The sequence below is a fragment of the Herbiconiux sp. VKM Ac-2851 genome (assembly GCF_013205105.1).
GTDB classification, from domain to species: Bacteria; Actinomycetota; Actinomycetes; order Actinomycetales; family Microbacteriaceae; genus Herbiconiux; species Herbiconiux flava.
Genome location: NZ_JABMLJ010000002.1, coordinates 539,336 through 552,379 on the forward strand (window position 1 = coordinate 539,336; position 13,044 = coordinate 552,379).

Genomic DNA, 13,044 nt, shown 5'->3' on the forward strand with positions numbered 1-13,044 from the left:
GGCGGGGCGGTTTGTGGGGTGGGTGCGGTGGGTTTATCGCGCCCAGCCGGCGAAGTTGTCGCCGGTGCGGAGGCTGCGCTGCGCCGAGCGGCGCTGCTTGGGCTGGAGGGCCGAGGCGATCGCCCGCACCAGCCAGGTGTTGACCGACAGGCCGTCGGCCGCCGCCGCGTCGTCGACCTGGGCCTTCAGGGCGTCGGGCAGGCGGAGCGTGGTGCGGGAGGTGCTGGCGTCGTTGAGATCGACCGCCGCACCCGGCTGCTCGTCGGGCTCGGCCTCGGCGCTGGGCGCGGTGACGACGAACTCGACCTCGCGGCCGCGGAGACGCAGGTCGACCGATCCGGGGGCGAGGTCGCGCGTGATCTCGCCGGCGGCGGCCGACAGGGCGTCGAGCAGCACGATCCGCGTCGCCGCGTCGAGCCCGGCGGCGATCCGTTCCGCGACGGCCCGGGTCTCGTCCGAACCGTTCTCGGCGGTGTCGGCGAGCTGACGCTGCAGTTCGGTGACGTACTGTCCGATGTCCATGTCACCAGTGTGACACCACTGTAGTGTCACGTCAACACCAATCTGGTGTCAGGCGGTGTCACGATGGGTGATGGGTAATTTGCGGTGCGTGAGACCGGCGGGGTGGCCCCTACGTCTCGCGCCGGGGTCAGGTCGGGGTGGTCTCTACGATCGCGATGCCGCGGCCGCGCATCCGTCGCCGCTCGTCGCTGAGGTGCGCGAGGATGCGGTCGCGCGTGCCCCGACCGTGCGCCACGACGAGCTCGCGGGCGCGCTCGCCGTCGCGGGCGGCCAGCGCCTCGACGATCGCGAGGTGCTCCCGACGGGCGGAGGCGCGCGACTCGGCGGTGCGCACGTCGAGCCAGCGCGTGCGGCTGAGCCGCGTGAGCACGTCGCGCATCGCCTGCACGAGGAACGGGTTGCCGCTGAGTCCGGCGAGCGCGAGGTGGAACGCGTCGCCGGCACGCACGCCGGCTTCCTCGTCGTCGCCCTGCTCGCTGCCGCCCTCGCCGCGGTTGCCGGCGCCCCCACCGTCGGGGCCCTCGCCTCGGTCAGCGGCGTCGTCGGCGCCCTCACCGTCGGCGCCCCCGCCTCCGTCAGCGGCGTTGCCGGCGTCTCGGCCCGCGCTGCGGGCGAGCTCGGCCAGCGCCTCGAGTTCGTCGGCGGTGGCGCGGGTCGCGGCCAGCACGGCGATCGCACCCTCGACGGCCTCGCGGTACTCGGCGACCGCCCGCACCTCCGTGAGGTCGATCGGCGTCACCTGCCACGCGCGCCCCTCCCGTCGCACGAGCCCCTCGGCCTCGAGCCGCATCAGCGCCGCCCGGATCGGCGTGCGCGACGCCCCCAACAGACCCTCGAGCCCGCGTTCGCTCAGTCGCTCGCCCGGCACCTGATCCAGGTTCAGGATGCCCGCCCGCAGCACCCCGTACGGGCTCCGCCGCTCGTCCGCCATGTCGCCTCGCTCCTCGCCGCTTGGTATACCATCACGGTACCCCACTCGAACGGAGTCGTCCATGTCCCCGCCCCAGCCAGTCCGAACGCCGCGCGCCGCGGTGCCCTCCGGTGCCTGGCGGATGCTCGGCCTCGGGCTCGCCGGGCAATCGGCCGGCACGTTCCTCGTCAGCGCCCCGGCCTTCCTGATCCCGTATCTGCACGTCGAGCAAGGCGTCGCCCTGACCACCGCCGGATGGCTCGCAGCGGCCCCGACGATCGGCATGGTGCTCACGCTGGTGGCGTGGGGTGCGCTCGCCGACCGCCTCGGGGAGCGCGGCGTGATCGCCGGCGGGCTCGCGCTCACCGCCGTGCTCGCCGCGCTGGCAGCGTGGGCGGCTTCGGCGCCCGGTGCACTGGAGGCACCCGGACTGCTCGTGCTCTTCCTCGTGCTGGGCGGGGCGGCGTCGGCGAGCACCAACTCGGCGAGCGGCCGGGTCGTCGTGGGCTGGTTCCCGCGGGAGCGGCGCGGGCTCGCGATGGGGATCCGCCAGATGGCGCAGCCGCTCGGCACCGCCGTCGCGGCACTCGTGGTGCCTCCGCTCGCCGCGACCGCGGGCTTCGGGGCGCCGCTCGCGCTGGCGGCGGTCGCCACGGCGCTCCTGGCGGTGGGCTGCGCCCTGGGCATCCGCAACCCGCCCCGCCCGGCGCCCGCCGCCGCGCCCGCCGCCGGCAGCGCTGCCGCCGCGACGGCCGCCGCCCCGGCCGCCCCTGCGTCGGGCCCCGCCACCGCGGCCGCCGCCGCGCCCGCCGCCCCGGCCGGTGCGCTCAGCGACCGCCCCGCCCCGGCGCCCGCCGCCCTCGCAGCCGGGCGGGAGCAGCCGGCGAACCCCTACCGGCGCGATCGGTTCTTGGTGCGCATCCACGCGGTGTCGGTGCTGCTGGTGCTGCCGCAGTTCACCCTCTCGACGTTCGGACTGCTCTGGCTGGTGGCCGGGCTCGGCGTCGCACCGCTCGTCGCCGGGCTCGTGGTGTCGGTGTCGCAGTTCGTGGGAGCCGGCGGCCGCATCGCGATCGGCGCCCTGAGCGACCGGGTCGGCAGCCGCGTGCGCGTGCTGCGCGCCGTCTGCCTCGCCGGGATCGCGCTGCTCGCCGCGATGGCCGTGCTCGGCGGACTGCAGCTGACGGTCGCGGCGGCGATCGTCTTCGTGCTGGCCACCACGGTCAGCGTGGCCGACAACGGTCTCGCCTTCACCTCGGTGGCCGAGGCCGCGGGCCCCGCGTGGGCGGGGCGGGCGCTCGGCGTGCAGAACACGGGCCAGTTCCTGGCCGCCTCGGCCGTCGGCCCGGGGGTCGGCGCACTGATCGCGCTCGTCGGCTACCCGTTCGCCTTCGCGCTGGTCGCGCTCGCGCCCCTCGCGGCGCTGCCCCTCGTGCCTCGCCGCGACGCCGACCGCACGGCCCTCTGACCGGCGCGGCCCGTCGAGCCCAGCACGCCCGCGGCCCGCCGTGCCCACCGCGCCTGCGACCCGCCGAGCCCAGCACGCCCGCGGCCCGCCGACCCCAGCACGCCCTGCGGCGGCAACCGCGCCGCCGACCCGCGCTACTCCACCCGCGCTACTCCACCCGCGACGACGCCGCCCACAGGTCGATGTCCCGATCCCCCGCGAACTCGTCGATCGCTGCCAGCTCCTCCGCCGAGAACGCGAGGTTCTGCACCGCCGCGAGGTTGTCGTCGAGCTGCCCCACCGACGACGCCCCGATCAGCACGCTCGTCACCCGCTCGTCCCGCAGCGCCCACGACAGCGCCAGCTGCGCCAGCGTCTGCCCGCGCCCCGACGCGATCTCGTTCAGGCCGCGCACGCGGGCCAGAGTGTCCTCTCCGAGCATCCGCGTCGACATCGAGCCCTCGCGGGCCGCCCGCGAATCGTCGGGCACGCCGTTCAGGTAGCGGTCGGTGAGCAGCCCCTGCGCGAGCGGCGAGAACGCGATGCAGCCCACGCCGAGCTCGCCGAGCGTGTCGAGCAGGCCGTCCTCGATCCAGCGGTTGAACATCGAGTACGAGGGCTGGTGGATCAGCAGCGGCGTGCCGAGATCGCTCAGGATGCGCGCCGCCTCCCGCGTGCGCTCGGGCGAGTAGCTCGAGATGCCCGCGTACAGCGCGCGCCCCGACTGCACCGCCGTGTGCAGCGCGCCCATCGTCTCCTCGAGCGGGGTCTCGGGGTCGGCGCGGTGGGAGTAGAACACGTCGACGTAGTCCACGCCCATCCGCGCGAGCGACTGGTCGAGCGAGGCGAGCAGGTACTTGCGCGAGCCGTGGTCGCCGTACGGGCCGGGCCACATGTCGTAGCCGGCCTTCGTCGACAGCACGATCTCGTCGCGGTGCGCGGCGAAGTCCTCGGCGAAGATCCGCCCGAAGTTCGTCTCGGCGCTGCCGTAGGGCGGGCCGTAGTTGTTCGCGAGGTCGAAGTGCGTGACCCCGGTGTCGAACGCCCGCTGCAGGATCGCCCGCTGCGTCTCGATCGGCTTGTCGTCGCCGAAGTTCTGCCACAGCCCCAGCGACACCGCGGGCAGCTTCAGCCCGCTCCGCCCCACGCGGCGATAGGGAAAGGACTCGTACCGGTCAGCGTCAGCGACGTAGCTCATCCCCCCATCCTGCCCCCGCTCGGCTGAGTCGCGCCGAAGTGTCGCGTTTTGCCGCGACTTAGCGTCGGGGGGGAGCAGTTTGCCGCGACTCGGCGTTGGGGGCAGCAGTTTGCCGCGACTCAGCGTCAGGCGGGGGCGCCCGCGAGGTAGGTGGCCGTGACCCGGGCGTCGGCGAGGGCATCCGGGGGTAGGTCGAAGAGGTCGCGGTCGACGATCGCGAGGTCGGCGAGGTAGCCGGGCGCGAGACGGCCCGTGGTGGTGCCGCGGCCGTTCGCGTGCGCGCTGCCGGCCGTGTAGCCGGTGAGGGCGGTCGCGAGGTCGAGGGCGTCCACCGTGCCGCCGAGCGGCTCGGGTGCCGCATCGAATCCGGTGCGGTTCACCGCCACGTGGATGGCCGCCAGCGGGTCGGCCGTCGACACCGGCCAGTCGCTGCCGAACGCGAGCGCCGCCCCCGCCCGCGCCAGCCGCCCGAACGGATAGGTGCGCGACAGCGCGTCCGCCGGCAGGATCGGCAGGCACAGGTCCCGCAGCTGCTCGTCGGTGCGCGCCCAGAACGCCTGCAGGTTCGCGATCGCCCCGACCGCCGCGAAGCGGTCGATGTCGGCCGGGTCGACGAGCTGCAGGTGCGCCAGCTGGTGACGGCGAGCGGATGCGCGGCCCCCGCTGGCGCCCAGCCCCTGCAGCGCATCCAGAGCCTGGGTCACCGCGCGATCGCCCAGCGCGTGGAAGTGCACCGACAGCCCCCGCGCGTCGAGCGCCGCGACGTACCCGCCGAGCGCCGCCGGGTCGATGAAGTCGATGCCCGAGGACGGCGGGTGCACCCCGTAGTGCCCGTGGATCGACGCCGTCTGGTTCTCGACGATGCCGTCGAGCATCATCTTCACGGTGTCGGCGAGGAACAGGGAGGGCTGCCCGAGCGCCTCCGCCTCGTCGCGGCGCGCGGCCAGGCGGTCGATCTGGGAGGCGTCCTCCGACCGCTCCCACCAGAGCGCGGCGGTCACCCGGGCGCGCAGCTCGCCCGCCTCCAGGGCCGAGCGGTAGACGGGGAAGGCGTCGATGAAGCCGAGCCCCTCGCCCACGAGCGCGTCCTGCCAGCCGGTGATGCCGAACGAGAGCAGGTGCGTCTGGGCGGCGAGCAGGCCGGCCCGCGCGAGCGCCGCATCCGGAACCGGCTTCACGCCGTCGAGCAGGGTCATCGCGCCCTCGTGCAGCGTGCCCGAGGGAGTTCCGTCGGCCGCGCGCTCGAGCCGTCCGTCGGCCGGGTCGGGGGTCGAGGCGGTGATGCCCGCCCGGGCGAGCGCCGCCGAGTTCACCCAGGCGCTGTGGTGGTCGCGGCTGAGCAGCACGGCGGGCCTGCCGCCGGTGACGGCGTCGAGCGCCTCGCGGGTCGGAGCACCGCCGGCGAAGTGGTCCATCGTCCAGCCGCCGCCGAGGATCCACGCGGCCGCATCCGACGAGCCGCCGCCCGCCGAGCCGCCGTCCGCACCGCCGCCCGACGAGCCGCGGCTCGCCGGCACCGGGTGCGCCGCCGCATAGGCCCCGACGAGTTCCAGCGCGTGCGCCGCCGACACCGCCTCCGACAGGTCGCACTGCAGCATCTCGATCCCCGCGGGCAGCGGATGCACGTGCGCATCCTGGAACCCGGGCACCACCAGCCCCCCGCCCACGTCGACCCGCGTCACGGCCCGGCCGCCGCCCCCGGCCCGCGACCGCACCTCCCCGGCCTCGCCGACCGCCACGATCACCCCGTCGCGCACGAGCACCGAGCCCGGCCGGCTGCGCTGCATCCCCGCGGTGAAGACCGACCCGTTCTCGAACAGCACCTCAGCGCTCATGATCCGCCTTTCGCCCCCGCCGACTATCGTTTTCCACGGTCCAGTGACACCATGGTTACTGATTCGTCATTCTGACACCATAAACACTGCGGAAAGAGTTGTGATGCTGCACCTGAACCGAGACGTCGTCGTCGTGGGGGCGGGCGCCACCGGCCTCACCGCCGCCACCGAGCTGAAGAGGGCGGGCCTGTCGGTCGTCGTGCTCGAGGCCCGCGACCGCGTCGGCGGGCGCCTGCACACCGACGAGATCGACGGCCAGATGTACGAGCTCGGCGGCCAGTGGGTCTCGCCCGACCAGACCGCGCTGATCGACACCCTCGAGACGCTCGGCCTGCCCACCTACGAGCGCTACCGCGACGGCGAGAGCGTCTACATCGGCCCCGGCGGCGTCGCGGCGCGGTTCACGGGCGACATCTTCCCCGCCTCCGACGCGACGCAGGCCGAGCTCGAGCGCCTGATCGCCCTGCTCGACGAGCTCGTCGCCCAGACCGACCCGGCCGCCCCCTGGGAGCACCCGCGCGCCGCCGAGTTCGACCGCATCACCTTCCGCGCGTGGCTCGAGGCCGAGAGCGACGACTCCGAGGCCGTCGAGAACATCGCCCTGTTCATCGCCGACGCCATGCTCACGAAGCCGGCGCACTCCTTCTCCCTGCTGCAGGCGCTCCTGATGGCGGCCTCCGCGGGAAGCTTCAGCCACCTGGTCGACGCCGACTTCATCCTCGACAAGCGGGTCGTCGGCGGGCTGCAGCAGGTGCCGCTGCGCCTCGCGGAGGGTCTCGGCGACGACGTGCGGCTCGGGCATCCGGTGCGCACCGTCGAGTGGGCCGACGGCGGTGTCACCGTGTCGACGGATGCGCTGACCGTCGCCGCCCGCCACGTGATCGTCGCCGTACCGCCGAACCTCTACGACCGCATCGACTACGTGCCGCCGCTGCCGCGCCTGCGCCAGCAGCTGCAGCAGCACCAGTCGCTCGGCCTCGTGATCAAGGTGCACGCCTCCTACGAGACCCCGTTCTGGCGCGAGGACGGCCTCTCGGGCACCGCCTTCAGCCCGTACCAGCTGGTGCACGAGGCCTACGACAACTCCAACCACGGCGAGACGCGGGGCACCCTGGTGGGCTTCGTCAGCGATCAGAAGGCGGATGCGCTGCTGCAGCTCTCGGCCGTCGACCGCCGCCGCGCGATCCTCGACTCCCTCGCCGCGTACTACGGCCCGAAGGCGCTCGAACCGGTCGTGTACTACGAGAGCGACTGGGCCGCCGAGGAGTGGACGCAGGGGGCCTACGCCGCGAGCTTCGACCTCGGCGGGCTGACCCGCTACGGGGCGCTGCAGCTCGATCCCGTGGGGCCGATCCGGTTCGGGTCGAGCGACCTCGCGGCCGAGGGGTACCAGCACGTCGACGGCGCGATCCGCGTGGGGCGGCGGCTCGCCCGGGAGATCCTGGACGAGATCGCCGCGGCCTCCGCGACCAGCGCCACCTCGAGCACCGCCACCTCGAGCACCGACACCTCGAGCACCGACACCACCACCGTCACCGAAGGAGCATCAGCATGAGCCAGTACGCCGTCGTCAACCCGGCCACCGGGGAGACCCTCCGCGAGTACCCGACCATCACCGATGCCGAGCTGCAGGAGGCCGTCGGCGCCGCGTCGTCGGCGTTCGAGGACTGGTCACGCCGCGCATCCGTCGCCGACCGGGCCGCCCTGATCGCCCGGGTCGCCGCGCTGCACGAGGAGCGCAAGGACGCGCTGGCCGAGATCATCGTGCGCGAGATGGGCAAGCCGCTCGACCAGGCCGTGGGCGAGGTGGAGTTCGCCGCGGCGATCTACCAGTACTACGCCGACCACGCCGAGGAGTTCCTGGCCGACGAGAAGATCGAGCTGAGCGACGGCACGGGGCAGGCCTTCATCCGCCGCGCGGGCCTCGGGGTGCTGCTCGGCATCATGCCGTGGAACTTCCCGTACTACCAGGTGGCGCGGTTCGCCGGCCCGAACATCGTGGCGGGCAACACCATCCTGCTGAAGCACGCGCCGCAGTGCCCCGAGTCGGCCGCCGCCATCGCGCAGATCTTCGATGACGCCGAGGCCGAGCTGGGCGCGCACGACAGTGTCTACGTGAACATCTACGCCACGAACGAGCAGATCGCGACCGTGATCGCCGACCCGCGGGTGCAGGGCGTCTCGGTCACCGGCTCCGAGCGGGCGGGCGCCGCGGTGGCCCAGCTCGCGGGCCAGAACCTCAAGAAGGTCGTGCTCGAGCTCGGCGGTTCCGACCCGTTCATCCTGCTCTCGACCGCCGACCTCGACGCCGCCGTGCAGGACGCGGCGAACGCGCGTCTGGACAACAACGGCCAGTCCTGCAACGCCGCCAAGCGCTTCATCGTGATCGACGATCTCTACGAGGAGTTCGCGGCGAAGTTCACCTCGGTGTTCACGGATGCCCAGCCCGCCGATCCGTTCGCCGACGGCACCCTGCTCGGCCCGCTCTCCTCGACCGCCGCGGCCGACCGCCTCGAGGAGCAGCTCGGCCGGGCGATCTCGCAGGGAGCCACCGTGCTGGCCAAGGGCGAGCGCAGCGGCAACTTCTTCCCGCCCGCCGTGCTCGCCGACGTGACCCCGACGATGGACGCGTACCGCGAGGAGTTCTTCGGCCCCGTCGCCGCGCTCTACCGCGTCTCGTCGGAGGAGGAGGCGATCGCGCTCGCGAACGACACCCCGTTCGGCCTCGGCTCCTACGTCTACACCACCGACGAGGAGCAGGCGCTGCGCGTCGCCGACCGCATCGACGCCGGTATGGTGTGGGTGAACCTCGTTCTGGGCGACGCGGCGGAGCTGCCCTTCGGCGGCGTCAAGCGCTCGGGTTCGGGCCGTGAGATGGGGCGCTTCGCGGTGGAGGAGTTCGTGAACAAGAAGCTCATCCGCATCGCGTAGCGATCGGCCGCGCGGCTGGACTGTCGGCCCCATGCACACTCGACGTCCGTAGGACAGTCCCTGCGGGATCGCGTTTCCGGGCCCATGGTTGGGGTATGGACAGAATTCACTACGTGGGCGATTCCGTCCTGACGGGCACCGCCATCGCCGAGGCGCTGCTCGACCTCGCCCGGGCCCTCGCCCAGGCGCAGACGGCGGAGACCGTCGAGATCCCGACCCGGCTCGACGACGGGGCGATCGGGCGGTCGACGCTCCTGCTCGGCCCGGCGAGCCAGATGGTGGCCGACACCGAGGAGAGCCCGTACGACGAGATCGTCGACGACGCGCTGGTGCAGCGGCTGCACGCGCAGATCGGCGAGCTCGCCGCGGGCGGCCGCGTCGTCGTGGCCGCACCGATCCCCGTGGGTGACGACCAGGCCGTCCCCCTCGACATCGACGCCCTCCACCTGAGCTGAGGCTCCTGCCGCTCGCCCGCTCGGAGCCGGTTCCGGCCGCCTAGGGCTGGGCGCCTAGGGCAGGGCGATGACGAGGCCCGTGCGCTCGGCCGCGATCTCCGAGGTGCCGGCCGTGACCGCCGCCGCGACCCGCGCCCCGAGGTCGGGGGCGACGGGCTCGGCGTCGGAGCCCGGCCAGACGACCGCGGTGATGTTCGGCGCCGGCGCGAGGGGCTGCGCGCCCACCACGAGGAACTGCCGCCCGGGCTGGGCCGCCGCCACCTGCTGCAGCGCGTCGAGGCCGGTCGGCCCGACCGTCACCACGACGTCGGGGTCGGAGTCGAGCGCCCGCTCGTAGAGGGTGCCGGCGTTCGCCGAGACCGCGAGGTCGAGAAGGGTGACGGATGCCGCGTTGGCGGTCGCGAGCCCGGTGACGGCCTGGCGCACGGCGTCGGCCTGCTCGGCGCCGGCATTCCCGTCCCCCGGCAGCACCACGACGAGGGCAAGCCCGGACGGCACCGCCGGCGCCTCGGGAGCGGCCACCGTCGGCGCCGGCTCGGGCGGCGCAGTGGGCGCCGCGACGCTCGGCACCGCCGTCGGACTGGGGGTCTTGGTGAAGACGACGTCACCGCCGGGCGCGCATCCGCTCATCGACGCCAGCAGCGCACCGGCGACGAGCGCCGTGCCCAGGAGCTGAGGGAGTCGGGCCGCCACCGCCTAGAGCTCGGTCTCGAAGGGCTCGGTGACGAGCAGGTCGGCGACCGAGTCGAGCACCTCGTCGGGGCGGAACGGGTACTTCGCGATCTCGCGCTCGTCGCTGATGCCGGTCATCACGAGGATGGTGTGCAGGCCGGCCTCGATGCCGGCGACCACGTCGGTGTCCATGCGGTCGCCGATCATGCCCGTGTTCTCGGAGTGCGCGCCGATGCGGTTCATCGCCGAGCGGAACATCATCGGGTTCGGCTTGCCGACGATGTACGGCTCCTTGCCGGTGGCCTTGGTGATCAGGGCGGCGATCGCGCCGGTGGCGGGGAGCGGACCCTCGGTGCTCGGGCCGGTGGCGTCGGGGTTCGTGACGATGAAGCGCGAGCCGTTGCCGATCAGGCGGATGGCCTTCGTGATCGCCTCGAAGGAGTAGTTGCGGGTCTCGCCCACGACCACGTAGTCGGGCGCGGTCTCGGTCATGATGAAGCCGGCCTCGTGCAGGGCCGTGGTGATGCCGGCCTCGCCGATGACGAAGGCGCTGCCGCCCGGCATCTGGTCGGCGAGGAAGGTGGCGGTGGCGAGCGCGCTCGTCCAGATGAACTCCTCGGGCACCTCGAGGCCGCTCGAGCGCAGCCGTGCGCTCAGGTCGCGCGGCGTGAAGATGGAGTTGTTCGTGAGCACCAGGTAGGGCTTGCCCTGGTCGCGCCACTGCTGCAGCAGCTCGGCGGCACCGGGGATGGGGTGGTTCTCGTGCACGAGCACGCCGTCCATGTCGGTGAGCCAGCATTCGATCTCGTCGCGGCGGGGCATGCTCGTCCTTCCTTCGTCGTCACGCCCAGGCTAGCGGGCCCGCCTGAGCATCGGGCCCGGTCGGGCCTACCATGAGCTGTGCCTCGCCTCCCCTCCGCCGTCGCGGTCGCCCTGCTGTCGGTCGCGCTGCTCGGTGGGGTGAGCGGATGCGCGGCCGCCGCTCCCGTCGCCGCCCCGGTCTCCTCCCCGTCGTCCTCCCCCTCCCCGCGGCCCATCGAGCAGGTGGTGCCCCTCGACCCCGAGGCGCCGCAGCTCGTGCAGGCGGCCCGCGACCTCGTGGCCGGCACGGACGGCTTCGCCCCCGGAGACGCGCGCACCGCCCTGCTCGCGGCCGCCGACCGACTCGACGCCGACATCCAGGTCGTCCAGCTGTCGATGGCCGGCGGCCCGGCCGCCTCGCAGGCCACCCCTCCGGTCGACGAGGCGCTGCTCGCGGCCCACACGGCCGAACTGCTCGCGGCGGTCGGCGCGGTGCGCGACGGCGTCGTCACCACTGCCGGCCAGATCGTGAACGTCGACGCGGCCCAGGCCGAGCAGCCCCTCCGCGACGCGGTCTTCACGGCGATCCAGCCCGTGCAGACGGCGGCCCCCACCGCCGACACCCCGCGGCTCCTGCTCGAGCTCGTGCAGCAGGCCCGCGCGGCGCAGACCTCCCAGGCCGCCTACCTCGAGGAGCAGGCGCGCCTCGCGGCCGAGGCGGCTGCCGCTGCCTCTTCCTCGTCCAGCGGCTCGTCCGACTACACCGGCCCGCTCGACCCGTCGGCCCCGCTCGCCCCACCCACTCCGCCGGCGTGGACGAGGGAACCCCTGCCGTTCCCGATCGGAACGTGTCTGAAGCCCGAGGGCTGCGGCTGACCCCTGTCCATCTGGCAGGCTGGGGGCATGGACGAGCGCGCGGCTGCTGAGGTGTACGACGTCGTGATGGTCGATCGAGACGGCGGGCCGCTGCGGCGAGCGGCGCGGTGGGGTGGCACGATCGTCGCCGGGCTGCTCGACGGCAGCGGGATGGCGCCCGCCGTGTCGGAGCTGAGCATCAGGAGCGACGGCGTCGAACTGCGTCGCGTCGCGGCGAACGACGTCAGTGAGCTGGCCGATCTGCACGACCGCATCCTGCTCCAGCTCGAGACCACCACCCCCGCGGAGTTCGCCGAGTCCTGGGACCTCCCGGCGCACTGACGCGCACGTCGGCGTCGCCGCCGGCGCGGTGACGCCGGCTCAGGCCTCCGTGATCGGCAGGTCGAACATCTCGGGCCGCTCCACGTCGGGGTCGGGCCCGCTGCGTCGGCCCGTGTCGAGCGCGTCGATGCGCGCGAGCTCGTCGGCACTCAGCTCGAAGTCGAAGACGTCGAAGTTCGACGCGATCCGGGCGGGGTTGGTCGACTTCGGGATCGCCGAGCGGCCCTCCTGCACGTGCCACCGCAGCATCACCTGCGCCGGGCTCTTCCCGTGGGCGGCGGCGATCGCGGCGATCGTCTCGTCCTCCATCACGCTGACGCGCTGCTCACCCCACCCGGGATAGAAGGTGATGCCGCCGATCGGGGACCAGGCCTGGGTCAGGACGCCCAGCCGGGCATCCGCTTCTTGCAGGGCGGACTGGGCGAAGTACGGGTGCAGCTCGACCTGGTTCACCGCGGGCACCACCGCGGTCTCGGCGAGCAGCCGGTCGAGGTGCGCCGGCGTGAAGTTGCTGACGCCGATCGAGCGCACGCGCCCGTCGCCGAGCAGCGTCTCGAGGGCCTTGTAGGCCCCGACCGTGCGAGCGAACCGACCCGGCGCGGGCTGGTGCAGGATGAGCAGGTCGAGCGTGTCGAAGCCCAGCTTGCCGGTCGCCTTCTCGAACGCGTGCAGCGTCTCGTCGTAGCCGAAGTCGCTCACCCAGACCTTCGTCTCGATGAAGACCTCGTCGCGATCGACCCCTGAACGACGGATGCCCTCGCCCACCTCGCGCTCGTTGCGGTACGCCGCCGCGGTGTCGATGTGCCGGTACCCGGTGCGCAGCGCGGTCTCGACGGCCGCGGCCGTCTCCTCGGGCGCGCTCTGGTAGACGCCGAGCCCGATCGCGGGGATCTCGACGCCGTTGTTCAGGGTGAAGTTCGGAATGCTCATGCCGCCGACGCTACGCCGACGCCCGCCGCCGAGGGAGGCCCTGCGACCACCCCTCAGCCGCCCCGGCGAGACTCGGGTTTGGGTTGCGGTGACCTTAAGGGTTATAGTCGGGGCTACCTTTAGGGCGGCCGGTCGAGGTCGCAGGG

At 73.5% G+C, this 13,044-nt stretch carries 13 protein-coding genes; 6 read left to right on the forward strand and 7 right to left on the reverse strand.

The window, feature by feature from the left end; all coding sequences use genetic code 11:
* Positions 1–33 precede the first annotated feature (33 nt).
* Both HQQ85_RS09235 and HQQ85_RS09240 read right to left on the reverse strand, forming a co-directional pair.
* Positions 34–522, reverse strand: a complete 489-nt coding sequence (locus HQQ85_RS09235) for a histidine kinase (RefSeq protein WP_173182222.1) — start codon at positions 520–522, stop codon at positions 34–36.
* Between the two features lie 127 nt (positions 523–649).
* The gene (locus tag HQQ85_RS09240) at positions 650–1,453 is read right to left on the reverse strand and encodes a GntR family transcriptional regulator (RefSeq protein WP_254069302.1); all 804 of its coding nucleotides are present in this window, start codon (positions 1,451–1,453) and stop codon (positions 650–652) included.
* 61 nt (positions 1,454–1,514) lie between these two features.
* On the opposite strand from HQQ85_RS09240, the gene HQQ85_RS09245 reads away from it, so the two are divergent.
* The gene (locus tag HQQ85_RS09245; protein WP_254069303.1) at positions 1,515–2,900 is read left to right on the forward strand and encodes an MFS transporter; all 1,386 of its coding nucleotides are present in this window, start codon (positions 1,515–1,517) and stop codon (positions 2,898–2,900) included.
* A 148-nt stretch (positions 2,901–3,048) separates the two neighbouring features.
* Here HQQ85_RS09245 and mgrA read toward each other — a convergent pair whose 3' ends face one another.
* Together mgrA and HQQ85_RS09255 are read right to left on the reverse strand one after the other, a co-directional pair.
* Entirely contained in the window at positions 3,049–4,077 is a 1,029-nt protein-coding gene (gene mgrA / locus HQQ85_RS09250; protein ID WP_173182223.1) for an L-glyceraldehyde 3-phosphate reductase, read from the reverse strand.
* Between the two features lie 125 nt (positions 4,078–4,202).
* Positions 4,203–5,912 carry an amidohydrolase gene (locus HQQ85_RS09255; protein WP_173182224.1) on the reverse strand — a complete coding sequence of 570 codons (1,710 nt, stop codon included), beginning with the start codon at positions 5,910–5,912 and terminating at the stop codon, positions 4,203–4,205.
* Between HQQ85_RS09255 and HQQ85_RS09260 the strand changes: the two genes are divergently transcribed.
* The 3 genes from HQQ85_RS09260 (at position 5,911) to HQQ85_RS09270 (ending at position 9,298) form a co-directional block, all read left to right on the forward strand.
* Positions 5,911–7,467: an NAD(P)/FAD-dependent oxidoreductase gene (locus HQQ85_RS09260; protein ID WP_173182225.1), complete on the forward strand. Its 1,557-nt coding sequence runs from the start codon at positions 5,911–5,913 to the stop codon at positions 7,465–7,467. The genes HQQ85_RS09255 and HQQ85_RS09260 overlap by 2 nt on opposite strands.
* Complete coding sequence (locus HQQ85_RS09265; RefSeq protein ID WP_173182226.1) at positions 7,464–8,843, forward strand: NAD-dependent succinate-semialdehyde dehydrogenase; 1,380 nt, start codon at positions 7,464–7,466, stop codon at positions 8,841–8,843. Before HQQ85_RS09260 ends, HQQ85_RS09265 begins: the two co-directional genes overlap by 4 nt.
* Before the next feature lie 113 nt (positions 8,844–8,956).
* A complete protein-coding gene (locus HQQ85_RS09270; protein WP_173182227.1) occupies positions 8,957–9,298 on the forward strand; it encodes a hypothetical protein in 342 nt (113 codons plus the stop codon).
* A 54-nt stretch (positions 9,299–9,352) separates the two neighbouring features.
* Here HQQ85_RS09270 and HQQ85_RS09275 read toward each other — a convergent pair whose 3' ends face one another.
* Together HQQ85_RS09275 and HQQ85_RS09280 are read right to left on the reverse strand one after the other, a co-directional pair.
* Entirely contained in the window at positions 9,353–9,991 is a 639-nt protein-coding gene (locus tag HQQ85_RS09275; protein ID WP_173182228.1) for a hypothetical protein, read from the reverse strand.
* Positions 9,992–9,994: 3 nt separating this feature from the next.
* Positions 9,995–10,792 (reverse strand): HAD-IIA family hydrolase, encoded by a 798-nt coding sequence (locus HQQ85_RS09280; protein WP_173182229.1) that lies wholly within the window; start codon positions 10,790–10,792, stop codon positions 9,995–9,997.
* A 78-nt stretch (positions 10,793–10,870) separates the two neighbouring features.
* Here HQQ85_RS09280 and HQQ85_RS09285 point away from each other — a divergent pair, with 78 nt between their 5' ends.
* On the forward strand, positions 10,871–11,647 hold the full coding sequence (locus HQQ85_RS09285) for a hypothetical protein (protein ID WP_173182230.1): 777 nt from the start codon (positions 10,871–10,873) through the stop codon (positions 11,645–11,647).
* Between the two features lie 27 nt (positions 11,648–11,674).
* Complete coding sequence (locus HQQ85_RS09290; protein WP_173182231.1) at positions 11,675–11,968, forward strand: hypothetical protein; 294 nt, start codon at positions 11,675–11,677, stop codon at positions 11,966–11,968.
* 39 nt (positions 11,969–12,007) lie between these two features.
* On the opposite strand, the gene HQQ85_RS09295 is transcribed toward HQQ85_RS09290, so the two are convergent.
* Complete coding sequence (locus HQQ85_RS09295) at positions 12,008–12,898, reverse strand: aldo/keto reductase (RefSeq protein ID WP_173182232.1); 891 nt, start codon at positions 12,896–12,898, stop codon at positions 12,008–12,010.
* Between the last annotated feature and the right edge of the window lie 146 nt (positions 12,899–13,044).

Bases quoted from the DNA above. Each gene is read 5' to 3' on its own strand.
- HQQ85_RS09235 (WP_173182222.1), bottom strand. From the start codon at position 522: ATGGACATCGGACAGTACGTCACCGAACTGCAGCGTCAGCTCGCCGAC.
- HQQ85_RS09260 (WP_173182225.1), top strand. From the start codon at position 5,911: ATGATCCGCCTTTCGCCCCCGCCGACTATCGTTTTCCACGGTCCAGTG.
- HQQ85_RS09290 (WP_173182231.1), top strand. From the start codon at position 11,675: ATGGACGAGCGCGCGGCTGCTGAGGTGTACGACGTCGTGATGGTCGAT.
- HQQ85_RS09295 (WP_173182232.1), bottom strand. From the start codon at position 12,898: ATGAGCATTCCGAACTTCACCCTGAACAACGGCGTCGAGATCCCCGCG.
- HQQ85_RS09255 (WP_173182224.1), bottom strand. From the start codon at position 5,912: ATGAGCGCTGAGGTGCTGTTCGAGAACGGGTCGGTCTTCACCGCGGGG.
- HQQ85_RS09265 (WP_173182226.1), top strand. From the start codon at position 7,464: ATGAGCCAGTACGCCGTCGTCAACCCGGCCACCGGGGAGACCCTCCGC.
- HQQ85_RS09245 (WP_254069303.1), top strand. From the start codon at position 1,515: ATGTCCCCGCCCCAGCCAGTCCGAACGCCGCGCGCCGCGGTGCCCTCC.
- HQQ85_RS09240 (WP_254069302.1), bottom strand. From the start codon at position 1,453: ATGGCGGACGAGCGGCGGAGCCCGTACGGGGTGCTGCGGGCGGGCATC.
- mgrA (WP_173182223.1), bottom strand. From the start codon at position 4,077: ATGAGCTACGTCGCTGACGCTGACCGGTACGAGTCCTTTCCCTATCGC.
- HQQ85_RS09280 (WP_173182229.1), bottom strand. From the start codon at position 10,792: ATGCCCCGCCGCGACGAGATCGAATGCTGGCTCACCGACATGGACGGC.